We start from the raw sequence: 23,844 nt of genomic DNA, 5'->3' as shown, positions 1-23,844 counted from the left end.
TTGGCTTCACATACACGCACAAGGACAGTGCAAAGAGCGAAGTCTATGCGGGGCTTGCGTGGGAGTACGAGTTCAGCGGCAAAGCGGGCGCGTCGTACGAGGGATTTGATGCTCCGAGCCCGTCGCTGCGCGGCGGGAGTGCGATGATCGAGGCGGGCTACCGCTTCGCACCGCAGGGCAGCCGCTTCTCGTACGAACTGCACTTCACGGGCTGGCAGGGCAAGCGTTACGGCTATATCGGCAGTGCGCACGGTAACTGGGCGTTCTGACCGACGCTCCATGTCTTAGACACATTGCTGTCTGCGCTCTTCTGTAATATATAGGTGCTCGGTGCTCGGATGCTCAAAATGTTTACGGATGGAGGAATATCTGCTATGCATGGAACTGTGACCAAAAACACCTGCCTCCTCCCCTCACTTTCGCTGCTGCTGCTCGGGAGCACCCTCCTGCCGCCGACGGTCTGTCTGGCGGGGACGGAGGTCGCAGGACACGAGCGGCAGACGGTGGGACTGGCAGCTGACACCTCGCTCGTGGCGGGGGAGATTACCGATCCTGCCGACGCAGGGGAGGTGCATCACAATGTCCTGCGCGTCAACTCCGGTATCGGCGATTCAACACGGGACGACCTCAAGTTTGGCGGCGGTATGACCTACGGTCCCGGAGCGGTCCACCACAACGAAGTGATCGTCGGGCGGGATGCTGCAACGCCCAGCGGATGGAGGGTCGGAGGATATCATTGGATCGGAGACATATCGAATATGCCTGATTACGCGCTGTTCGGCGGCATGGCCCACGGCACAGAAGCAGTGGGCGATGTACACCATAACAGGGTGACGATCAGCGGCGATTACGCCAACCCCGATACCTTTACAATGAATTACCCGGTGTTCGGCGGTGTGTCCCTGAGGACGGGGGTGCCGGACTGCGGCAGTGCCGATGTCCTCTACAATGAGGTGGTGGTACGCAATGTCGGTGCGCCTGTTGATAGTGAATATTATGCTTTTTCTTTGGGGGTTTGTGGAGGATATACGGGCGGGGATGCCGTCGGGAATCGGGTAACGGTATCGAACAGCAGCGATGCCGATTATACCGGTGCCCAAAGTCATGGGGGCAGCGTCCGCGATAACCATGTTGTTCTCGACGGAGTGCGCTTGGCTCCGGGACAGCTTATGGGTTTCTCGGGGAAGGCGGTGGGTGCAGCTGCCATCGAAACAACAGACCCTGACCGCACTGTTGTGGGAAATACCGCTGTCGCGACGGGGGATTCGGAGATCTTTTTCTTGTGTGGTGCCGTCAGTTCCGGTCATTTCAAGACCATCGCGGAGAATACGGCCGAGATCGGTCCGGGGGTCAGGGTGCGTTGGCTTGCCGGAGCGCTTGAAGATGAAATAAGGGGTTACTACTACCGGAAGAGGGATGATGGTGTCGTCACCCCAAAGGTCTATCCCAACAAGATCAAAGAGGGAACGATTGCCGAGCGGAATACGGTCCGGAGTCGTGGAGGGAGTGCCGAGAACGTATACGGCGGGCAGAACTGGGCTGCCGTGCGCAATGAGGTGCTGCTTTCCGGTGGTGTGTACGGATATGTCGCGGGCGGCGCGTGCGGCGTGGTGCGCGATACAGAAAGGATCGGGTACGCGCATGAAAACACCGTCCGCATCTCCGACGGTGCATCTGTGTGGGCTGTCCACGGTGGGGCACTATCTATTGGTCTGTTCGAGGGGACTACCAACCGAAACCGCGTCTTCCTCAAGGACTCCGCCGTGGAAGACTACGTGGTCGGCGGCAATGGCACGATCGCGAATGAAAACAGGGTCGAGCTGATCGGTGCGACGGTGGGGGGCAGCGTGGACGGCGGCGGTTATGACGATATTTCGAAAGAGGGCGAAGCGCAGCGGAACAGCGTCGTCATCAAGGACTCCAAGATCGAAAGTCGGGTGACCGGCGGCTCTGGCATGATCGCCAACGAAAACGGAGTCGAACTGATCGGCAGTGTGATCGGCAGTACTGTGACCGGCGGTTCCGGCGTCGTCGCCACCGACAACAGGATCGAGATCGCCGGCTGCACGGTGGACAGCGCGAGCGGCGCGTACGGAGAGCGCGAAGCACAGCGGAATCGTGTCGTCATCAAGGACTCTGCAGTGACATACGGCGTGGGTGGCAGCTTGGGCGGCGATATCGCCAACGACAACGAGGTCGAGATCTTCGGCTGCACCGTAGGCGGCGTGGGCGGTGCGAACGGAAAGGGCGAAGTGCGGCGGAATCGTGTCGTCATCAAGGACTCTGCGGTTCGGGCAGATGTGTTCGGCGGCAACGGCGGGGCTGCCGAGGAAAACAGCGTCGAACTTGCCAACTCCAGAGTGACCGGCAGCGTGGGGGGCAGCCTATATGCCGAGAAAGAAGCGAACCGCAACAGCGTCGTGCTGCAGATGACGACGGTGGAGGGGGACGTGATCGGCGGCCACCTGGCTGTCCTCAGCGATGGGCTGACGGCGCACGGCAATACGGTCACGCTGTTTCGCACGCAGGTCGGCGGGGATGTGGCGGGCGGGCGGATCGACAGCGACGACGGCAGCGGTCAGGCGCACGGGAACACCATCACACTCGAGGGGGCGGCGGTCACGGGCAGCCTCGGGGGCGGCGTCCTTCGGAGTGCCGAGGGCGTTCGGGGCGATGTGTCGGTGGAGCGTGCCTGTGCGACGCAACGCAACCGACTGAATATCGTCTGTGACACGGAGGGGCCGCAGCCGCATTCGACGGCACACAACATCGTGTCCCACAGTGTTCAGGAGGTCAACTTCTTCCTCGACGGACGGGCAAAGGATCGCACGTCGCCGCTCCTGCGCCTGACGGACACGGAACAGGACACCGACCTCCGGGACGCCACGTTCGCTGTCGCCATGCGCAGCGGCGGCGATGCGTTCCGCGTGGGCGAGGAGATCAGTCTGCTCAAGACCGGCAGCAGCCTGCGGACCGGCTCTCTTGTCCCGCGGACGCTCGGAACGATTGAGGTGTCGCGCCGTCCTCCTTTTATGCTCGGCGTGCGGAATACGGCATCAACCCCGCAGGATATGCGCGCACCGGACGAACTCTATGCACGGTTCGTGGGACCGGGACTGACGGACCGCACCAAGTCCTTTGTCCAGATGAGCGCAGGAGCGACGGACTTTGTCCGCCGCAGCGCCGAGCTGCCGCTGCGCGGCATCGCCTCCGCCGCAGTGCCGGATGCGCAGAAGCGCGGCTACCACCTGTGGACGGTGACGGATCGGGGCAGGCTCGTGAGCGGCTCTGCGGATGCAGAGATCCGCACCGACGGGTGGAACATTGCCGGCGGCTGGTCGCGCACGGATACGAAGAACGGTACGCAGCGCGTGCTTAGTCCCTATGTCGTGTACGGCAAAGGGACGTATGACGCATATCTCGGCGACGGGACCTCCGGGCAGGGCGGCATCAGCAGCTTGGGACTGGGCGTATTCGGCCGTATCGAGCGGCCCACGGGCGCATGGATGGAGGCGGCGCTGCACGGCGGTACGGTACGCAGCGACTACAGCGGCTCCATCGCGCCGGACAGCGACTCAAGGGTGGTGCTGTCGCGCCCGTACTACGGGATCTACCTTGGTGCGGGCAAACGGGTGCACGCGGGGGCGCACAGCACAGTGGATGCGTCTGTGCGCTATTTTGGGACATATCAGCCATCCGCAGACACCGAGATCCGCTCGACGGTCAAGCTTCCCTGCGGAGAAACGGAAACACTGGTGGAGCGGTATACCTTCGATGCGGTTTCATCGCATCGGCTGCGCCTGGGGGTTCTCTATGCGTACCGCATGGGGGCGGCGCACGAGGTATCTGCGGGGCTTGCGTACGAGTACGAACTCGCGGGACGGGCAGGGGCGTCCTTTGACGGTCTGTCCGCCCCCGCTGTATCGCTGCAGGGCGGCAGTCTCCTCCTCCGTCTCGGCTACCGCTTCGCCCCGCCGAACGGCCGCTTTTCCTGCGAGGTCCGTCTCTCGGAATGGCAGGGTGTGCGCCGCGGGCTCATCGGCGATGTGCATCTGCAGTGGAAGGTCTGAGCGCCGCAGCCGTGCGGCGGAGTTTCGGGCGGCATCCGTGTATTTTATCGACGCGGGGCTTTACAAAATCCATGTACTATGCTATACTTCAATAAATTCATTTAAGATCTGGAAAGAGTGGGTGGAAGCCCACTCTTTCATTGCGTATGAGAAGAGGGAGAGCATGAGCGCGAAGATCGAGGAGCGCGTCGAGGAGATCGTGCGCGGACTCCTGGCGGATGTGCCGGAGTTGGAGCTGGTCGATGTCGAGTATGTACGCGAGCGCGACTACTATTTGCGTGTCTATATTGACAAGACGGGCGGCATTGATATCGACGATTGCCAGAGCCTCAGTGAGCGTCTTGAGGAGATTCTTGACCGCGAGGACTTCATTCCAGATGCCTATATCTTGGAGGTGTCGTCGCCGGGGCTCGACCGCGTGCTGAAAAAGTCGCGCGATTTCGAGCGCGAGCACGGCAGGATGGTCGATGTGACGCTCTATGCGCCCTTTGACGGAAAGAAGCAGTGGACGGGCGTACTTGCAGGTTGTGATGGAGAGGTGCTGACCTTGGACGAGGGGATTCACATCCCCATGGAGCAGGTTTCACAGATACGTCTGCATATCGACTTTTAGGGAGGATTTGGGTTTTGGCAAGAAAAAGCACAAAGGAGAAGACCGACGGAAAGGCGTTCCTTCAGACACTGAAGGAGCTTGCGTATGAAAAGGGTGTCGACGAGGAGCAGCTCTTCGACACCATCAAGGATGCGCTGACTTCGGCATATCGGCGCAACTTCAACCTGGCACAGAATGACCGGAACGTCCGCATTGCTCTGTCGCGTGAAACGGGAGCGTTTCACGTCTTTGCCATCAAGGATGTGGTTGAGGAAGTAACGAACGATGTTACGGAGCTCTCTCTCTCTCAGGCGCGTGCCATAAGCCCTGACTATGTGGTCGGTGATGTGGTCGAGATCGAGATGACCCCTGCGAACTTTGGACGCATTGCGGCACAGACGGCGAAACAGGTTGTCATGCAGCGTCTCCGAGAGGCGGAGCGCGGGATTGTCTACGATGAGTATATGAATCGCAAGGCAGATATCGTGACGGGCATTGTCCAGCGTGTTGAGGGCCGGAATGTCTTTGTCGATATCGGACGTGCCGAGGCGTTGCTCATGGCGACGGAGCAGATGCCGACGGAGGAATACAACTACGGCGATACGCTGCGAGCCTACATCATCGAGGTAAAGCGCACGGTGCGCGGTCCGCAGATCCTCCTCTCGCGTACGCATCCGGAGCTGCTCAAAAAACTCTTTGAGCTGCAGGTGCCCGAGATGCAGGAGGGCGTGGTCGCGATCAAGTCGATTGCGCGTGAGGCGGGCAGCCGCTCGAAGGTCGCGGTGTACTCCTCGGAGGAGCGCGTCGACCCGATCGGTGCCTGTGTCGGGCCGCACTATATGCGTGTACAGGCGGTGGTCGACGAGCTCGCGGGCGAGAAGATCGACATTGTGAAGTGGAGCGACGATCCCGCGACCTACATTGCGAACTCGCTGAACCCCGCAAAGGTCATCTCGGTTGCGGTGAATGAGGCGGAGAAGGTATCGCGCGTTGTCGTGCCGGACTACCAGCTCTCACTTGCGATCGGCAAGGAGGGGCAGAATGCCCGTCTCGCAGCCAAGCTCACGGGGTGGAAGATCGACATCAAGAGTGAGTCACAGGCGCAGGAACTCATGGCTGCCGCCGATGAGGCGGAAGAGTCTGCGGTGGAAGCAGAGCCTGCGGCAGAGGAGGCATAATGACGGAGACGAAACAGCCCGAGCGGCTGTGCGTCGGCTGCCGTCAGCTGCATCCCAAGAGCGAGCTCCTGCGTATCGTGCGGACAGCAGAGGGGACGGCCGCATACGACCCGACGGGCAAGAGCCCGGGGCGCGGCGCGTATCTTTGCCCCTCCTCCGAATGCCTCCGATTGGCGCGGAAGCACAACGGACTTTCGTGGTCGTTCAAGGGGCGGGTTGCTCCTGCCGTCTACGATGCGTTGGAGGACGTTGTCCGACGTGAGGAGGACGGCGCATGAATGCAGAAATGGAAAAGCGCACGCAGAACCTCCTCAGCATGGCGGCGCGCGCACGGCGCATCCTATCCGGTGCGTTCGTGGTGGAGGAGGCACTGAAACGGAAGCAGGGAACATATCTCCTGCTTGCGGCGGATGCCTCGGAGGAGACGAAGACGAAATTTACCCGCATGGCGGCGCAGCAAAATGTGCCGACGGCGGAGTTACTGACCATGCAGCAGCTCGGACACTGTCTCGGCAAGGAGTACCGTGCGGTTGCTGTGCTCATAGATAGAGGATTTGCGGACAGGCTCAGCGCCTATTTGCAGGATATACCGACGGGGGTGGATTGATGTCAGAATCGAAATACAGAATCACCGATTTGGCAAAGGAATTCAAGACGGACAAAGATACCATTATTGATATCCTAAAGAGCAAGAACTATAAAGTGAAGAATATGTTCAGCGCAGTCGGCGAGGAAGAGCGCGCTGCGGTCAAGGCTGAACTTGGCCGTACCGCAAAACCCGTACGCAAGGAGTCCCTGCAGAGCAAATCCCCCGCTCCGAAGGCAGCCGGGCGTCCGGCAAAGAAGGAAAAACAAGCTGCTGCGTCGCAGAATTATGTGCCTGAAAAGCAGCCGACAGAGCAGCCCTCTATGGAAAAGACCACGCCTGCAGCATCGGAAGAGAAGCCTGTGCTGCGTGCACGCACGAAGGCATCCGGCATCGTGATCGTGCGTCAGGCACCCGCTAAGACGCGCACGGAGTCACAGGAGCGTCCTCGTTCCTCGGGCGGCGCATTGGGGAGTGCGGGCACACGTCCGCAGCGTTCCGCAGGTGCGCGCGGCGGTGCACGTCCTGCTGCCGGTGTGGCGATTCCGCCGCCGCCCGCGAGCGAGGGGCGCAGTGAGAACCGCCGGCGCGGCGGTGGTCGCGGTGGTGAGAATAATGCCGCCGGCGGCGACCGCAGCCGCACTGGGCGCGGCGGTGCACGCCGTGACCGCGAGGAGCGCACCGATCTGCGCCAGAACGAGCGCAGCCGCAGCGGTGCGCGTAAGGGGCGCAAGGGTCGTGCGGCGGCACCTGCGCCTGTGGTAAAGGCGGAGATCGCACGTCCGAAGCACATCAAGCTGCCCGAGACGATCGCCGTCAAGGATCTCGCGTCCAAGATGAGCTATACCGCTTCCGACATCATCAAGAAGCTGCTGCTCATGGGCGTCATGGCGAGCATCAATCAGGAGATCGACTACGATACAGCATCCCTCGTTGCGGCGGAGTTTGGCGTGACGACGGAGGAGCTGCCGCCGGATGTCGATCCGACGCTGATCCCGGAGATCGAGGACGACCCCAAGACACTCAAGGATCGTCCGCCGGTCGTCACCGTCATGGGTCACGTCGACCACGGCAAGACATCACTGCTCGACGCGATCCGCAACACCTCCGTCAGCACGCATGAGGCGGGCGGTATCACCCAGCACATCGGCGCGTATCAGGTCGTGTGTCAGGGCAAGAAGATCGTCTTCCTCGACACGCCCGGTCATGAGGCGTTTACGGCGATGCGTGCGCGTGGTGCGCAGATTACAGACGTTGCGATTCTCGTTGTTGCGGCGGACGACGGCGTGATGCCGCAGACGGTCGAGGCGATCGATCACGCGAAATCGGCAGGCGTGCCTATCATCATTGCCATCAACAAGATTGACAAGCCGGGCGCAAACCCCGACCGCGTCAAGCAGGAGCTTATGGAGTACGGGCTGGTCTCCGAGGAATACGGCGGCGATACCATTATGGTACCCGTCTCTGCGAAGCAGCACATCGGCATTGACGACCTGCTCGAGAATATCCTGCTCGTTGCCGAGGTCGAGGAACTGAAGGCAAACCCGAATCGCGAGGCGCGCGGTGTCATCATCGAGGCAAAGCTCGACAAGGGGCGCGGCTCCGTCGCAACGGTGCTCGTTCAGAGCGGCACGCTGCGCATCGGCGACTCCATCGTCGTCGGTACGGCGTACGGTCACGTTCGCGCGATGATCAATGACCGTGGGGACAACGTGAAAAAGGCGGGGCCCTCCATGCCGGTTGAGATCCTCGGTCTCAACGACGTGCCGTCGGCGGGCGACATTCTCGCCGCCGTTGACGAGAAGCAGGCGCGCTCGATTGCAGAGGCGCGTCTCGGCAATCAGCGGCGTGACCTCATCAAGTCGAAGAGTGTCTCGCTCGACGCGCTCTTCCAGCAGATCCAGCAGGGCGATATCAAGGATCTCAACATCGTCGTCAAGGCAGACGTGCAGGGCTCGGTCGAGGCACTGAACTCCGCACTGCTCGGGCTCAACAAGAATGACGAAGTGCGTGTCAACATCGTGCACTCGGGCGTCGGCGCGGTCAGCGAGTCGGATATCATGCTCGCGACGGCATCAAAGGCAATTGTCATCGCATTCAACGTCCGTCCGGACGCGAATGCACGCCGTCTCGCAGACACGGAGAACGTGGACATCCGTACCTACCGCGTCATCTACGATGCTCTGAACGATGTCAAGGATGCGATGAGCGGCATGCTCAAGCCGAAGTACAAGGAAGTCATTCAGGGACGCGTTGAGATCCGTCAGGTCATGCGCTTCTCGAAGGCTCTTGTCGCCGGCTCGTACGTCCTCGAGGGCAAGATCCACAACAACTCGAAGATCCGCATCCTGCGCGACAATGTTGAGCTCTTCGACGGAGAGATCGACTCTCTGCGCCGCTTTAAGGATGAGGTGAAGGAGGTTGCTGCCGGCTATGAGTGCGGCATCTCGATTGTTGACTTCCGCGACTTTACGGAGGGCGATATCATCGAGGCATATACAATGGAGGAGATCGAGACCTCCATCGCTGAGGCGAACAAGGCGGCAGAGCAGAAGCGCGAGGCGCAGGCTGCCGCGGCCGCAGCAGCCGCGGCAGCGGAAGAAAACGTAGAATAATCATCAAGGTGGTGCAGCCGTCTGCCCCGTGTCTGTAAGCGGGACAGGGGCTGTACCCCTTTGTATAGGAAGCACTGATAAATTCAGCACCGCCATCTTAGCGCATCTTTTTTGCCCGCACAACGTCTGCAAATCCTCCACATAGCCCTTGCTATGCGTCCGGTTTGCCTCCTAGTTCGGACGAAAAAATCTACGCCAATCTGACGGACTTCATTTTATCAGTGATTCCTATAGAGAGAGGAGGCGCACCTTGGCAAAGGTTCGCGTTGAAAAACTACAGGAACTTATCAAGCAGGAAATCAGCGACATTATCTTCAATGAGCTCAAAGATCCGCGCATCGGCTTTGTGACGGTCACATCCGTCGCGTGCACGGAAGATCTGCGCGAGGCGAAGATCTATGTCAGCGTCATGGGGGACGAAAAGAAGGCACGCGATACGCTGTATGGACTGGAGAGTTCGCTCGGCTTCGTGCGCCGTGAGATCGGGAAGCGCATTCGACTGCGCTTTACGCCCGAGATCGGCTTTGCGCTCGATACATCGCTCAACTACAGCGACCACATTCAGCGGCTGCTGAACGAGATTCACGAGGATAAACCTGCGGGGGAAAAGGAGGAGACGGTATGAAGATCGCACTCGAACAGGCGGCGCAGATGGTTGCCGACGCGCAGACCATCATCCTCACCTCGCACATCCGTCCCGATGGGGACAGCATCGGATCGACGCTCGGGCTGATGCACTATCTGAGAGAGCAGGGCAAGGATGCGCACGTGCTGATCGACGATGAGATTCCCCGCACCTTTCGCATCCTGCCGGGGGTGGAGCAGATCGAGCGTCCCGCTGAGGGAATGCGCTACACTGCCGATCTTCTCATCGTCTGCGATGTAGAGCTGAAGCGCACGGGTGCGGTGCTCGATGCGGTCGATGCCGTGCGCGTGCTCAACATCGACCATCATGTGACGAACGATGAGGCGGCGGAGTATCTCTATCTGAATCCGGACTACGCCGCGACCTGTGAGATCATGCACGACCTCGTGCATGCGATGGGCGGCAGCTTCTCGCTCGATGCTGCGACCTGTTTCTATACGGGGATGGCGACGGACACGGGCTTTTTCCGTTTCTCGAACACCACGCCGCATACAATGCGTGCGGCGGCGGACCTTATCGAGATCGGGGTAAAGCCGAATATCATCGCGGTGGCGATGGAGCTGAAATCCTACGATGAAGTCATGGCGCAGGTACGCGCCATCAAGAACCTCGAGATGTTCTATGACGGCAGGGTTGCAGCGGTCTTTATCGACGAGGAACGGGCAAAGGAAGTCACGACAACGGAGGGACTGCTCGATGCTCTGCGCGTGATCGAGGGGACGCAGGTCGTCTTTTTCATGAAGTGGCTCGAGCAGGACAGCTACCGCGTGAGCATGCGCTCGAAGGGCACGAATGTCTCACGCATCGCGCAGGGCTTCGGCGGCGGCGGTCACATCCGTGCGGCGGGCTGCACTCTGTACGGCTCATTCGATGAGGCGAAGAAGACAATCCTCGCGGCGATTGGGGAGGAGCTGAACCGTTAAGACGTGGACGGCTTTATCAATGTGCTGAAACCTACGGGGCTTTCGTCGCACGATGTCGTTGACATTGTGCGGCGTATTTTTAAGCAGAAACGTGTGGGGCACGCGGGGACACTCGACCCTGCGGCAGCGGGCATCCTGCCCGTTGCACTCGGGCGCACCGCGCGTCTCGTGGAGTATATGGAGGGTGCGGACAAGTCCTACCGTGCGGAGATTGCGTTTGGCTACGCGACGGACACGGGGGACGTGTACGGTGAAGTGGTTGAGCGCGTGGAGAATCCCGTGCTGCCGTCCGAGGAGGAGCTACGGAGTGTGCTTGGGCGGTTTGTCGGCGTGATTACGCAAACACCGCCCGCCTACTCCGCGATCAAGGTCGGGGGACAGCGTGCCTATGACCTTGCGCGGCAGGGGGCAGCGGTGGAGATCCCCACGCGCACGGTTCGCATTGACCAACTGGAGCTCGTCCATGCGGATGCCGCGCACGCACGCATCCTCGTCGATGTGGACTGTGCGAAGGGGACATACATCCGCTCGCTCTGCACGGATATCGGCGCGGCGGTGGGCCTTCCCGCGACGATGCGCTTCCTCCTGCGCACGCGCGTCGGCGGCTTTGTGCTCGCGGATTCGTATACGCTTGAGGAACTTGCGGAGGTGCGGGAGACAGCTCTGTGTGCTCCTGAGACTGCCCTCGATCTGCCTGTGTATGAGCTCGCCCCGCAGCGCGTGAAGGCATTCTACAGTGGGCTTTCGACCTCGGAGCGGCGCATGGAGCTTGCCGAGGGCTGCTATCGCGTGTATGCCGAGGGCGTTTTTCTTGGCATCGGACGCTATGATGCGGCAGAGCGGGAGATGTATCCTGCGAAGGCGTTTCCGCCGAGGTGAATGAGATAATGGCTGCAAAAGACCCCGTCGGCACGAGTGCCGACGGGGTCTTTTGTATGTACGAGCATCGCTTAGAGCAGTGCCTTATAGCGTCCCCATTCCGACTGTGGAATGGCGAGGACATCCATTGCTTTTTCAGCGGTGACCGATAGTTTTTCCATCATCTGCCGAATGGAGGACAGTCGCTCCGTTTCTCGCCCGCGCTCCATTGCTTCTGATGTGATTTCTTGAACAAATTCTTCCCACTTCGAACTCATGCGAATCGCTCCTTCCTCGCTTCTCTTAGAATCTCTTACTGTAACTATTCTATTGTATTCTTTCTGCAATCGCAAGTCTGCAAATTTTGAGAATTGCCCTCTCTGTGCTATAATGGCAGGAATGACAAAGGAGGAACACATACATGAAGATAGATGACGTAATTCACGGTTTTCGCCTCGTACGCATGGAGGAGATTGCGGAGGCGGATGGGCAGGGGCATACGTTTGTCCATGAGAAGACGGGCGCACGGCTCTTCTTTCTTGAGACGGCAGACGATAACAAGGTTTTTTCGATCAGTTTCCGCACACCGCCCGTGGATGATACGGGCGTGGCGCATATCGTGGAGCACTCGGTGCTCTGCGGCTCGCGCAAGTATCCGCTGAAGGAGCCGTTTGTTGAGCTTGTGAAGGGCTCGCTCAACACGTTTCTCAACGCGATGACGTTCCCAGACAAGACGATGTACCCCGTTGCGAGCCGAAACGACCGCGACTTTCAAAACCTCATGGACGTGTACCTCGATGCGGTGTTCTATCCATCTATGCGCACGAATCCGCAGGTGCTGATGCAGGAGGGCTGGCACTACGAGCTCGACGATGCGGATGCGCCGCTTCGTTACAGCGGCGTGGTCTACAACGAGATGAAGGGCGCACTCTCCGCGCCCGATGATCTCCTCGGCAGCCGCATCATGGCTGCACTCTATCCCGATACGACGTATGGCTGCGAGTCGGGCGGCGATCCCGAGGCGATCCCAACGCTAACGCAGGAGATGTTTCTTGATTTCCACGCACGGTACTATCACCCCTCGAACAGCTACATTTATCTGTACGGGGATATGGACATCAAGGAAAAACTTGCGTACCTCGACAGTGCCTACCTCTCGCATTTCGAGCGGATTCCCGTGCCCTCGCCCATTGACCGTCAACAGGCGTTCGCAGGGCGCGTCGAAAAGGCGCATTTCTATCCCATTGGGACGGAGGAACCGCTGGAGGGAAACAGTTTCCTCTCGCTGAACTGGGTCATCGGCGACACGTCCGACCGAAAGCGTGTGATGGCACTGCAGATTCTCGATCACGCGCTTCTCAGGATGCAGGGCGCACCGCTGCGTCAGGCACTCATCGACGCGGGGCTTGGGCGTGACGTGGATTCGAACTATGAGAGTGACATCCTGCAGCCGCTCTTTAGCATCATCGTGAGCAAGTCGGAGACGGCACGTGCCGATGAATTTGTGCGGATCGTCAAGGAGACCTTGCGGAAACTTGCGGACGGCGGTCTCGATCACACGCTCGTTCAGGCATCACTCAATACGCTTGAGTTTCGTCTGCGCGAGTCGGACTTTGGCTCCTCGCCGAAGGGGCTGATCTACGGCATCCGCATGATGAAGACGTGGCTCTACGACGGTGTGCCTGCGGACTACCTGCGCTATGAGGATGTGCTTGCACAGCTCAAAGAGGGGCTGGCAGACGGCTACTTCGAGCAGGTGATTCGGGAGTCCTTCCTTGAGAATCCCCACGAAGCACTCGTGACGCTCGCGCCAAGCCGGACGCTCGGACAGGAGCGTGAGACGGCACAGGCGGCGATCCTCGCGGAGAAAAAGGCGGCGATGAGTGCCGATGAGATCGCGAAGGTGATGGATGCCTGTGCGGCACTCAAGGCGGCGCAGGAGGAGGCGGACTCGGAGGAGGCACTCGCGTCGATTCCGATTCTCGCACGCTCCGACATCCGTGCGGACGCGGAGCGTCTGCCGCTTGCGATTCGTGACCTCGGAGGGACACAGATTCTTTACTCGGATCTTGAGACGAACGGCATTGTCTATCTGAATTTTTACTTCCCGATGGCGGCGGTCGCACAGGCAGATCTGCCGTATGCGTACCTCCTCGCCGAGATGTTCGGTGCGGTCGATACGGCGCGGCACAGCTATGCGGAGCTCGCGATGCTGCGCAGTCTCTACACGGGCGGTTTCGGCGTGGACATTGTCGCCTATACGCGTGCAGGCGAGCCGGACTCGCTCCTGCCGCGTTTCAAGCTGCGTGCGAAGGTGCTGCGTGAGAATCTGCCGCGTCTTTTCGATCTCCTCGCGGAGATTATGACGGAGAGCGATTTCTCGGGAGCAAAGCGCGTGCGCGAGCTGATCGACGAGGAAAAGACGGGCATGGAGCTGTCCCTGCAGCGTGCGGCAAATCAGGTTGTCGCGTCGCGCATCGCTGCCGATCTCATGTTCTCGGGCTGCTATGCCGAGGTCGGCGGGCTGCCGTTCCACGACTTTCTGCGCACGTTCAAGGATGATTTCACGGCGCGTCATGCGGAGATGCAGGCGGTATTCCGCCGTATTTTGCCGCAGATTTTCAATGCAAACGATCTGATGGTGAGCGTTACCGCACCTGCGGCGGACTACGATGAGATTGCAGCGGGGCTTACGGCATTCCGGCAGAAGCTCTCGTCCAAGACCTTCCCCGCAGTATCGTACACATGGGAGATTGCGCCGAAGAACGAGGGACTGATGACGCAGAGCCGCGTACAGTATGTGGCGAAGGGCGCAAACTTTATCAAGTTGGGATTCTCCTACACGGGGGTTCTGCGTGTGCTTGAGACGCTGCTGCGCTATGACTACTTCTGGACGCGGATTCGTGTGCAGGGGGGAGCGTACGGTACAATGACGCAGTTCAACCGCAACGGCTTCATGATCTTTTCCTCTTACCGCGACCCGAACCTCGCGGAGACGTTTGCGGTGCTCGATGAGACGGCAGACTATGTGCGCTCGTTCGACGTATCCGACCGCGAGATGGACAAGTTCATCATCGGGACGATGAGCAGCGTGGATGCGCCGCTCACGCCGCAGATGAAGGGCGATATCGCAGCGACGTTCCACCTGCGCGGCATCACATGGGAGGATCGCCAGAAGGCACGCGCGGAGATTCTGACGGCACGGCAGGAGGATGTGCGTGCGCTCGCGCCGCTCGTGGAGGCGGCAATGCGTGCTGATGTGCGCTGCGTGCTCGGCGGCGAGGAGAAGATTCGCGCAAACGAGGCACTTTTCGGTGCAATTCGTCCCGCGCTGCGGACGTGAGGAAAATTTTTGACTTTTCATGCCGCGCGTGGGATAATAGCGGCAGATGAACTTGAAGGGGGAACCTGCCATGAAGAAGAAAGTTTTCCGTGGTGCCGGCGTCGCCATCATTACGCCGTTTACAGAGACAGGCGTGAACTATACGGAACTCGGGCGGATTATCGAGGATCAGATCGCGGGCGGCACGGATGCCATCGTTATCACAGGGACGACGGGCGAGTCCGCGACGATGACGGATGCGGAGCACCGTGAGGCGATTCGCTATACGGTAGAGCAGGTGAAGGGGCGCATTCCCGTTGTGGCGGGAACCGGTTCGAATGAAACCGCCTATGCGGTCGAGCTCTCGCAGTATGCGGAGAAGGTCGGGGCGGATGCGCTGCTTCTTGTGACCCCGTACTACAATAAGTGTACGCAGAACGGGCTCATTGCCCACTATACGAAGATTGCGGACAGCGTGAACATCCCTGCGATTCTCTACAACGTGCCATCGCGGACAGGTGTGAGCATCAAGACGGAGACGTACGCAGCACTCGCGAAGCATCCGCGCATCGTCGCGGTCAAGGAGGCGAGCGGAGATCTCTCGGCGATCCTGCGTCTGCGTGCGGCGGTTGGCGACGAGCTTGCGGTCTACTCGGGGAACGACGATCAGATCGTGCCCATCCTCTCGCTCGGCGGCGCGGGGGTTATCTCCGTGCTCTCAAATGTTGCGCCGCAGGCGACGCACGATATCTGTCAGCACTATTTCGACGGGAATACTGCGGAGGCGGCACGGCTCCAGATTGCATACGCCGACCTCATCGACGCACTTTTCTGCGAGGTCAATCCGATCCCCGTGAAGACAGCGATGCGCCTCCTCGGCTACAACGTGGGGCCGCTGCGTATGCCGCTCTCGGAGATGGAGCCGGCGCATACAGCGAAGCTGGAGACAGCACTCAAGGCGCATGGGCTGCTGAAGTAATTCGATCAGATGCTCTCCCTTTGTGCGGTGCGCGGCGGGGGAGCGTTTTTGATATGGAAAGGACGGAGTGCGGTGACAGAGGATAAAGTCGATCTCACACGTGCAGAACGTGCCATGCGCGAATTTCTAACGGCGGTCGGTGTTGATCTTGCTGCGCAGGGGATGGAGGAAACACCTGCACGTGTGGCACAGCTCTACGCGGATCTCTTTTCGGGGCTGCACACGGACACACGGGATCTTTGGGCAGATGTACTGACAGAGGAGACGGACGGTCTTATCGCCGTTCGCAGTATTTCGTTTCACTCCGTCTGCGAGCATCATCTGCTCCCGTTTTTCGGAACGGCGCACATTGTCTATCGCCCGCACGCAGGACGCGTGGCGGGCTTTGGCATTTTCACACGTCTTGTCGAGCGCATGGCGCGACGCCCACAGCTGCAGGAGCGGCTGACAGGGGACATTGCACGTGCGATCGAGCAGGGGCTCGGTGCGGAGGGCGTTCTTGTCGTCCTCGACGCACGGCAGCTCTGTATGACGATGCGCGGGGCGCGTGCACACGGTACGAGGACGACGACATCGGCGTGTCGAGGGCTCTTTCGCGAGGATAAAACGATGGAATTACAGGCATGGAAGATGATAGGTGAATGGGATGACGGCAGAGAGAACGTATCACTTTCGTGACGGCAAGGTGCTGACGATTGGCGGGCGGACGCTCGTCATGGGGATTCTGAATGTGACGCCGGACTCGTTTTCGGATGGCGGCAAATGGAATACACGGGATATGGCACTGCGCCATATGGAGGAGATGGTGCGGGATGGCGCAGACATCATCGACATTGGCGCGGAGTCGAGCCGTCCCGGCTTTGTGCCGATGGGGGCGGAGGAGGAAATGGAGCGGCTTTTGCCATTTCTTGAGACTGTTCTGCCGGAGTGTCCCGTTCCTGTCTCCGTGGATACGTTCAAGGCAGAGACGGCGCGTGCGGCACTGCGGGCAGGTGCGCATATGCTGAACGACATCTGGGGACTGCAGTATACGGAAGAGGCGGGAGCGATGGCGCGTGTAGCTGCCGAGGCGGATGTACCCGTTGTCGTCATGCACAACCAAAATGGAACAACGTATGACGGGGATATCATCCGAGAAATGCGTGCGTTCTTTATACGCTCGCTTGCGATGGCGGATGCGGCGGGGCTTTCGCGTGAGAATATCATCTTTGACCCCGGCATCGGCTTTGGTAAGACGGCGGAGCAGAATATGCACGTTCTCAGGCGCATGGATGAACTCATCTCGTATGACGGCGTGGACTATCCTGTGCTTCTCGGTGCGAGCCGCAAGAGCTTTATCGGGGCGGCACTCGATCTGCCTGTCACGGAGCGCATGGAGGCGACGGGGGCGGTGTGTGTCATGGGGATTGAGCGCGGCGCGTCGATTGTGCGCGTGCATGATGTGAAGCCGATTGTGCGGATGTGCCGCATGACGGATGCGATTTTGGGAGCGTAGGTATGGATCGAATTTTTCTGCGCGGGATGCGCTTTATGGCGTGTCACGGTGTACTGCCTCATGAGCGGGAAGTGCCGCAGCCCTTCGAGGTAGATGTGGAGATGGGGCTCGATCTGCGAGCGGCGGGGGAAGTGGACGACCTTCGGCAAACCGTGAACTATGCCGAGGTCTATGATGTGGTTTCCACTGTTTTGACGGTCACGCGAAAATATCTGATCGAAGCACTTGCAGAGGAGATAGCGGAGGATCTTTTGCGGGACTTCGATGTGCTTCGATGGGTGCGCGTGACGGTGCATAAGCCCGCTGCACCCATCGACGGCATATTCTCCGATGTCGGTGTGACGATCCTGCGCCGCAGGAAAGACCTCGTATGCTGACGGCATACATCGGTATCGGAGCAAATCTCGGTGCGCGTGGGGAGACGATGCGTGCGGCACTACGGCGTGTGGCGGAGCTTTCCTTTGTGCACGTGGAGCAGGTGTCGCATTTCTACGAAACGCCGCCGTGGGGCAAGACCGATCAGCCCCCGTTCCTCAATGCGGCGGCACGCATCTCGTTGGACGGTGCGCCGCATGAACTACTCGGTGAACTGCAACGCATTGAGCATGAGCTTGGACGCGTGCGTCACGAGCACTGGGGAGCGCGGACGATTGACCTCGATATTCTGCATATCGAGGGGGTGACGTATGCGGATGGGGGGCTGACCTTGCCGCATCCCTATCTCACGGAGCGGGCGTTTGCGCTTGTACCGCTTGCGGAGATTGCGCCCGATCTGATGGTGAACGGGAAGAGCATTGCGGCGTGGCTTGCTGCAGTCGATACGGCGGGGATTGTACGCGCATCTGAAATCTTTGAGCCATATCCGCTCGAACTCATCGCTGCCTGTGACGAGGTGGGCGGCATTGGGCGAAATGGCGGCTTGCTGACGGATTGCCGAGAGGATATGGCACACTTTCGCCGCACGACGATGGGCGGTATTGTCGTTATGGGGCGGCGCACGATGGAGAGCCTGCCTGATTGCCGACCACTTGCAGGACGCGAGAACATTGTGCTCTCGCGGACAGTGGAGCGGGCTGATGGGTTTCATGTTGTGCACGATCTTACGGAGCTATGGGCACGGCTCGGCTCGCTCGTGAGCGAAACACCGCGACCGATCTTCTTGATTGGCGGCGGGGAATGCTACCGCCTCCTTCTTCCCTTTGTGTGCCGTGCCCACGTGACGCGTCTTGCGGGGGCTTATGATGCGGATGTCTTTCTGCCGCCGCTCGATGGCTTTGTTCGGACAGAGTCGCGGCGCGGAGAACACTGTATGTTTGAAATTTACGAGAGAGTTTAGCATGGCAAAGGCAATTTTTCAAAACGATTGGCAGGAGCTCCTCGCGGATGAGATGGCACAGCCCTACTATCGCGAATTGCGGCAGTTTCTCATTGAGGAGTACCGCACGAAGCGGATCTATCCCGATATGTTTGCGATCTTCAACGCGCTGCACTACACGAGCTTTGCGGATACGAAGGTCGTCATTCTCGGGCAGGACCCGTACCACGGCGACGGGCAGGCACACGGGCTTTCGTTCTCCGTGCAGGTTGGCATTGACCCGCCGCCGTCCCTCTTCAACATCTACAAGGAAATGCAGGACGATCTTGGCATCGTACCCCCTGCGCATGGATGCCTTATCCCGTGGGCAAGGCAGGGCGTGCTGCTTCTCAATACCGTACTCACCGTGCGCGCTCATGCAGCGGCATCCCATGCAGGGCACGGCTGGGAGCGGTTCACCGACCACATCATTCAGCTGCTCGGTGCGCGTGAGCGTCCGCTCGCCTTTATCCTCTGGGGCAGCCCCGCACGGCGCAAACGCAGCCTCATCACGAATCCGCAGCATCTCATCGTCGAGTCGCCGCACCCGAGCCCGCTCTCGGCACATCGCGGCTTCTTCGGCAGCCATCCCTTTTCACGCGTCAATGACTTTCTTACAGCGGCGGGGGAGACACCGATTGCGTGGCAGCTGCCGTCGGCGGAGGAGATTGAGGCGTGACTTGAATAGAACGGAAAGGTATTTATCATGAAAATTTCATCTCTGCGTAACATCTGTGCACTTGGCACTCTCATCTGTCTCGGCGGCTGTGGCGCACCCGCTGCGACTTCGGCGGAGATGCCGCATGAAATCGTGCAGAAGAACAGTGTAGCGGACGGTCAGAAGGAAATCTATCTTGCGGGTGGCTGCTTTTGGGGGACGGAGCTCTATGTTGACCTCGTATATGGTGTGATCTCTGTCGAGAGTGGTTATGCGAACGGTATGACCTCACATCCCTCCTATCGTGCCGTGTGCAGCGGCAGTGGTCATGCGGAGGCGGTTCATGTTGTCTATGATCCGCGCGTCGTTTCCCTTGACGAGATTCTCACCGCTTTTTATGACTCCATCGACCCGACGGCAGTGGATCGGCAGGGGAATGATGTTGGGCGGCAGTACCGTTCGGGCATCTACTATGTGCCAAATGCGGACGGCAGTGAAAGCGATGATGCCCGTGTGATACAAGCCTCCCTCGATGCCCTTGAGAAGCGTATTGGAAAGCCCGTCGCGATTGAGACGGGAGCGATCGTGAACTTCTACCGTGCCGAGGAGGAGCATCAGGAGTATCTTGAGAAAAATCCGAATGGCTACTGCCATATCTCGCCTGCCCTCATCGCGCAGATGCGCGAGAAACGCGCTGCTGCGGAGCGGACGGGGAAGCATCCGGCACGCACCTTTGTAAAACCCTCGGATGCCGAACTCAAGGAGCGTCTGACCGGGATTCAATACGCCGTTACGCAACAGAAAGCGACCGAGCCCGCGTTCCGCAACGAATATGATCATGAATTCCGCGAAGGAATTTACTGTGACATCACGACGGGCGAGCCGCTCTTTATCTCAACGGACAAATATGATTCCGGCTGCGGTTGGCCGGCATTTTCGCGCCCGATTGACAGCGCACTCATCGCCGAGCACGAGGATCGCTCCTACGGCATGGTGCGCACAGAGGTCACGGCGGCGGGCAGCGGCGCGCACCTCGGACACGTCTTTGATGATGGCCCTGCAGCGACGGGCGGTCTGCGCTACTGCATCAACAGTGCCTCCCTGCGCTTCATTCCAAAGGAGGAGATGGAGACGGAGGGATACGGCGACTATCTCTATCTGCTGGAAAAATAATCTCACATATTGAGAGAATTCGTAAAATATCTATTTCTCGTATTGACAAGTACTTCCTCCAATGTTATCTTTAGCATTGCGAAAACTTTATAGGAATTGGATCAGGTACTTTGTGTTTAATAGAAAATCCGGTAAGGAGTCATCTCCATAAGCCGGAGCGGTCCCGCCACTGTATCAGTGAGCAAGCCTGCATGGAAATGTACTGTCATTTCCGATAACGTCACTGGGGGAGTTCCCTTGGGAAGGCGCAGGTCTGCGATGAACTGGAGCCAGGAGAACTGCCTGATTGACAATCGCCGTTTGACCTGCGAGTGATGGGGATGGGGATTTGCGTGCTGTTTTATGCCGCTTTGAGACCCTTTGATTGAGAGCCTATGAGCCCTTTTCTGCTGTTGCAGGAAGGGGCTTTTTGTTTACCCCTATACCTAAAAGTTTTCAAAATATGATTACGGCGCATGGAGTGCGTTGCAGAAGAAAGGTGACATAGGATATGACAAGAGAGAAGAAGTGGACGCTGGCGGTGCTTGCGGCATTTGCGGGAGCAAGTTTTGTCGGAACGGCATATGCTGCAGAAAGTGCAGATGCCCCATCCGAGGAGACACACGCGCTTACCGATACGGTTGTTACGGCACAGCGCCGTGAGAAGCGCGATCTCGACACGCCGGCAACGACAACGATCATCACGGCGAAGGAAATCGAGAAGGCCGGCTACCGCAACGTATTCGAAGCCATCGACCAGCAGATCGGATCAACGAGCACATCCTACGGCGAGGCGGGGCAGGACTTCGGGCTTGCTGCGGGGCGTCTCACATTACGCGGCTATGACCGCGGAACCCTCGTCATGGTGAACGGCGTGCCGATGAATCTCAAGAACTACCCGAGCACGGAGAACATCCCGGCGAACATGGTCGAGCGCATCGAGATTGTCAAGGGTGCAGCGTCAACGCTTTACGGTGCTGAGGCGATGGGCGGCGTTGTGAACATCATCTTGAAACAACCGACCGAACAGGAATCGGAATTCAAACTCAGTCAGACCGTTGGAAACTATTTCAAGAAGAGTGAGGCAACCTACGTAGGTGACCGTATCATGGTCGATGTGAGCCGTGAGTGGTCGAAGGATCTTCCACACTCGAATGGGTTTGGGATGGATAAGATCTCTTGGGTTGACTGGTGGGTCGGCAAGGGAAAGAAAAACCGTGTCGGCTTGATTGCCCAGCTCACGGATGAACTGTCCTTCAACTACAACTATATGGACGCCGACATCACGCGTGGTGGGATTCGTTATAAAAAGAATGCCTCGAAGACGGCACTTGTCCCCGAGGGAACGAAATACAACTATCGCTATAATGATCTCCGCCATACGGCAAGTCTCGTCTATCAGGGCAAGGATAATGGAATCCATGCAGTTCTTGGTTACAACTACCGTAAGGTTGATGGATACGACTATCTTGCCAACAAGAAGAATGACGGCAATGCGACCATGGACGGTCAGATCCTCGACGTACAGAAGACTTGGAAGCTGAAAAAAGACTCTCTGGTGCTGGGCTATTCCTACAAGCGTGAGGCAATTGATACGCCTGCCAAAAAGCGTTCTGCTGTGCGCACGGGCAACTCCCTTTATGCTTCGTACAGCAAACAATTCACGCCGAAGTTTAACTTTACGCTTGGGCTGCGCGGAGAGTTCATCAACGATCCTGAGGAGGATCAACGGGTCTTCGTGCCACAGTTCCAGACGAACTATCAATTTGATCGGAATACAGCTTGGTATATCAACGTCGGCAAGGCATTCCAGATGCCGACGGTAGACGATAGCTTCCGCTATAATAATTTTAACCCGACTGGTCTAAAGCCGGAGAACGGTTGGACATACGAAACGGGGGTCAAGATTCGTCGCGGTAATGATACGTGGAAGGCCGCCGTATATCACATGGATATGAAGAATAAAATCGGCTGGCGCTATGATAGGGCGACAGATACGCATTATGCAGTCAATACGGGACAGTTCCGCAATACAGGGATTGAGTTAGAGTATGCAAAGCGCTTTAATGATGCGTGGAGTCTGACGCTTGGGGGGGCTGTGTCCAATCCGGAAATACAGAATCCGACTGGAACAAATAAGGACTGGGTACAGGATGCGGCACGCCTGCAAGGGCTTGTGCGTCTCGACTATCAGATGGCAAAGTGGCAGGGGAATCTGAATCTCAAATACCTTGGCGATCGTGAATACACGGCGCAGCGGTACGGAGCAGCGCAGGATGTGCCCGATAAGATTCAGCTCAATATGAATGTCATCTACACGGCGGGCAAAGACGACGAGGTGTCGCTCGGCATCTACAATTTGCTGAACCGCGAGAACTACTCCAACCGCTATGGCAACCTTGACCTCGGGCGCAACTACCGCCTGACCTATACCCATGCGTTCTAAGCAAGCACTGCTCTGCACGCTTCTCTTCCTCCTCCTCGCAGCCGCTCTCGTCGGCGGCTGCGGGGTTGCGCAGGAGAAAGCGGCAGAGCAATCTGTGTTCTATCGCGGAACGGATGGCATGGGCGTGGAGGTGGTTCTCACTGAGAAGCCAAAACGAGTCGTTTCGCTGGGGCTCGCAACGGATGAGATCCTGCTCGCCATTGCCCCGCCCGAGCAGATTGCGGCGCTCACCGCCTATGCGGATGATCCCGGACTCTCCTCAATGACGGAGGCGGCGAAGGCTGTTCCCGTGAAGCTCAAGGATCGAAGCCCCGAGCGCGTGCTTGCGCTCCATCCCGATCTCGTCTTTACCACGGACGGCGTGCCGAAGGAGCTCGTGGAGAGTCTGCGCGATCTCGGGCTGACAGTCTATGCCTCGCGCACGCCGAAGCGTGTCGAGGGCATCTTTACGCGCATTGAGGAGGTCGGCAGGCTCGTCGGTCAGGAGGAGAATGCCGCCGCACTCATTGCGGAAAAGCGCGCACGCCTCGCGGATGTCGAGCGTCGTGTCGGGGACATCCCCGAGGCGGAGCGCCCTATCGTCGTCGCATTTGCGTTCAGCGGCGTGTTCGGACAGAAGGACGGGCTCTTTGACGATATGTGCCGCCATGCCTCTCTGCGCAACGGTGCCGCAATGGTCGGGCTGACAGCAGAGACACCCGTTTCGATGGAGCAGATTGTTGCGCTCGATCCCGATGTTTTTCTGCTGCCGACATGGAGTGCAGAGGGGGAAAAGACGGAGGAGTTCCGCGCGAAGCTCCGCAGTGATCCTCTGTTCATGCATGTGAAGGCGGTGCGGGAGAACCATCTCTATGCCGTGCCCGATACCTACCGCTACAGCGCGGGGCAGAATGCGATCGAGTGCATCTATGAACTGGCGCGCGTGGTCTATCCCGAGCGCTTTGCAGATGAGAAGTGAGCAAACGAGAAT

The 23,844-nt window shown here is 58.9% G+C and carries 20 protein-coding genes, 2 pseudogenes and 1 riboswitch; of the genes and pseudogenes, 20 read left to right on the top strand and 2 right to left on the bottom strand.

Going from position 1 to position 23,844, the window contains the following annotated elements; genetic code table 11:
• The 7 genes and pseudogenes from ACO6BQ_RS04005 to infB all read left to right on the top strand — a co-directional run.
• Positions 1-269, top strand: a pseudogene (locus tag ACO6BQ_RS04005) (autotransporter outer membrane beta-barrel domain-containing protein); the annotation flags it as partial.
• Between the two features lie 105 nt (positions 270-374).
• Complete coding sequence (locus ACO6BQ_RS04000; protein WP_489119625.1) at positions 375-4,070, top strand: hypothetical protein; 3,696 nt, start codon at positions 375-377, stop codon at positions 4,068-4,070.
• Positions 4,071-4,233: 163 nt separating this feature from the next.
• Entirely contained in the window at positions 4,234-4,683 is a 450-nt protein-coding gene (rimP, locus tag ACO6BQ_RS03995; protein ID WP_489119624.1) for a ribosome maturation factor RimP, read from the top strand.
• A 14-nt stretch (positions 4,684-4,697) separates the two neighbouring features.
• Entirely contained in the window at positions 4,698-5,840 is a 1,143-nt protein-coding gene (nusA, locus tag ACO6BQ_RS03990) for a transcription termination factor NusA (protein ID WP_489119623.1), read from the top strand.
• Positions 5,840-6,118 carry an RNase P modulator RnpM gene (gene rnpM, locus ACO6BQ_RS03985; protein ID WP_489119622.1) on the top strand — a complete coding sequence of 93 codons (279 nt, stop codon included), beginning with the start codon at positions 5,840-5,842 and terminating at the stop codon, positions 6,116-6,118. The genes nusA and rnpM overlap by 1 nt, the downstream gene beginning before the upstream one ends.
• Positions 6,115-6,447 (top strand): L7Ae/L30e/S12e/Gadd45 family ribosomal protein, encoded by a 333-nt coding sequence (locus ACO6BQ_RS03980; protein WP_489119621.1) that lies wholly within the window; start codon positions 6,115-6,117, stop codon positions 6,445-6,447. Before rnpM ends, ACO6BQ_RS03980 begins: the two co-directional genes overlap by 4 nt.
• Positions 6,447-9,041, top strand: a complete 2,595-nt coding sequence (gene infB, locus ACO6BQ_RS03975) for a translation initiation factor IF-2 (RefSeq protein ID WP_489119620.1) — start codon at positions 6,447-6,449, stop codon at positions 9,039-9,041. Before ACO6BQ_RS03980 ends, infB begins: the two co-directional genes overlap by 1 nt.
• A 66-nt stretch (positions 9,042-9,107) precedes the next feature.
• Here the strand turns inward: infB and ACO6BQ_RS03970 are convergent.
• Positions 9,108-9,212, bottom strand: a pseudogene (locus ACO6BQ_RS03970) (secretion protein HlyD); the annotation flags it as partial.
• Positions 9,213-9,291: 79 nt separating this feature from the next.
• On the opposite strand from ACO6BQ_RS03970, the gene rbfA reads away from it, so the two are divergent.
• Genes rbfA through truB form a run of 3 tightly spaced genes read left to right on the top strand, consistent with a single transcriptional unit; the run spans position 9,292 to position 11,489 of the window.
• Positions 9,292-9,666 carry a 30S ribosome-binding factor RbfA gene (gene rbfA / locus ACO6BQ_RS03965; protein WP_489119619.1) on the top strand — a complete coding sequence of 125 codons (375 nt, stop codon included), beginning with the start codon at positions 9,292-9,294 and terminating at the stop codon, positions 9,664-9,666.
• Entirely contained in the window at positions 9,663-10,610 is a 948-nt protein-coding gene (locus ACO6BQ_RS03960) for a DHH family phosphoesterase (RefSeq protein ID WP_489119618.1), read from the top strand. Before rbfA ends, ACO6BQ_RS03960 begins: the two co-directional genes overlap by 4 nt.
• 3 nt (positions 10,611-10,613) lie before the next feature.
• Entirely contained in the window at positions 10,614-11,489 is an 876-nt protein-coding gene (gene truB / locus ACO6BQ_RS03955) for a tRNA pseudouridine(55) synthase TruB (protein WP_489119617.1), read from the top strand.
• Between the two features lie 71 nt (positions 11,490-11,560).
• Here the strand turns inward: truB and ACO6BQ_RS03950 are convergent, their stop codons facing one another.
• Positions 11,561-11,746: a hypothetical protein gene (locus tag ACO6BQ_RS03950; protein WP_489119616.1), complete on the bottom strand. Its 186-nt coding sequence runs from the start codon at positions 11,744-11,746 to the stop codon at positions 11,561-11,563.
• Positions 11,747-11,889: 143 nt separating this feature from the next.
• Here ACO6BQ_RS03950 and ACO6BQ_RS03945 point away from each other — a divergent pair, with 143 nt between their 5' ends.
• The 10 genes from ACO6BQ_RS03945 (at position 11,890) to ACO6BQ_RS03900 (ending at position 23,832) form a co-directional block, all read left to right on the top strand.
• The gene (locus ACO6BQ_RS03945; RefSeq protein ID WP_489119615.1) at positions 11,890-14,811 is read left to right on the top strand and encodes an insulinase family protein; all 2,922 of its coding nucleotides are present in this window, start codon (positions 11,890-11,892) and stop codon (positions 14,809-14,811) included.
• A 70-nt stretch (positions 14,812-14,881) separates the two neighbouring features.
• Positions 14,882-15,769: a 4-hydroxy-tetrahydrodipicolinate synthase gene (dapA, locus tag ACO6BQ_RS03940; RefSeq protein WP_489119614.1), complete on the top strand. Its 888-nt coding sequence runs from the start codon at positions 14,882-14,884 to the stop codon at positions 15,767-15,769.
• A gap of 72 nt (positions 15,770-15,841) precedes the next feature.
• Positions 15,842-16,447 carry a GTP cyclohydrolase I gene (folE, locus tag ACO6BQ_RS03935; RefSeq protein ID WP_489119613.1) on the top strand — a complete coding sequence of 202 codons (606 nt, stop codon included), beginning with the start codon at positions 15,842-15,844 and terminating at the stop codon, positions 16,445-16,447.
• Positions 16,416-17,264 (top strand): dihydropteroate synthase, encoded by an 849-nt coding sequence (gene folP, locus ACO6BQ_RS03930; RefSeq protein ID WP_489119612.1) that lies wholly within the window; start codon positions 16,416-16,418, stop codon positions 17,262-17,264. Before folE ends, folP begins: the two co-directional genes overlap by 32 nt.
• A gap of 2 nt (positions 17,265-17,266) precedes the next feature.
• Entirely contained in the window at positions 17,267-17,641 is a 375-nt protein-coding gene (folB, locus tag ACO6BQ_RS03925) for a dihydroneopterin aldolase (RefSeq protein ID WP_489119611.1), read from the top strand.
• A complete protein-coding gene (gene folK / locus ACO6BQ_RS03920; protein ID WP_489119610.1) occupies positions 17,635-18,600 on the top strand; it encodes a 2-amino-4-hydroxy-6-hydroxymethyldihydropteridine diphosphokinase in 966 nt (321 codons plus the stop codon). Before folB ends, folK begins: the two co-directional genes overlap by 7 nt.
• A gap of 1 nt (position 18,601) precedes the next feature.
• Entirely contained in the window at positions 18,602-19,297 is a 696-nt protein-coding gene (locus ACO6BQ_RS03915) for a uracil-DNA glycosylase (protein ID WP_489119609.1), read from the top strand.
• Positions 19,298-19,324: 27 nt separating this feature from the next.
• Positions 19,325-20,449, top strand: coding sequence for a peptide-methionine (R)-S-oxide reductase MsrB (gene msrB / locus ACO6BQ_RS03910; RefSeq protein ID WP_489119608.1), 1,125 nt, complete (start codon positions 19,325-19,327; stop codon positions 20,447-20,449).
• A gap of 86 nt (positions 20,450-20,535) precedes the next feature.
• Positions 20,536-20,749: riboswitch (cobalamin riboswitch) on the top strand.
• Between the two features lie 190 nt (positions 20,750-20,939).
• A complete protein-coding gene (locus ACO6BQ_RS03905; RefSeq protein WP_489119607.1) occupies positions 20,940-22,874 on the top strand; it encodes a TonB-dependent receptor plug domain-containing protein in 1,935 nt (644 codons plus the stop codon).
• Entirely contained in the window at positions 22,864-23,832 is a 969-nt protein-coding gene (locus ACO6BQ_RS03900; protein ID WP_489119606.1) for an ABC transporter substrate-binding protein, read from the top strand. Before ACO6BQ_RS03905 ends, ACO6BQ_RS03900 begins: the two co-directional genes overlap by 11 nt.
• Positions 23,833-23,844 lie beyond the last annotated feature (12 nt).

It is taken from the genome of Centipeda sp. (in: firmicutes) (assembly GCF_057271695.1).
This window is presented reverse-complemented; position numbering and strand designations above follow the sequence as displayed.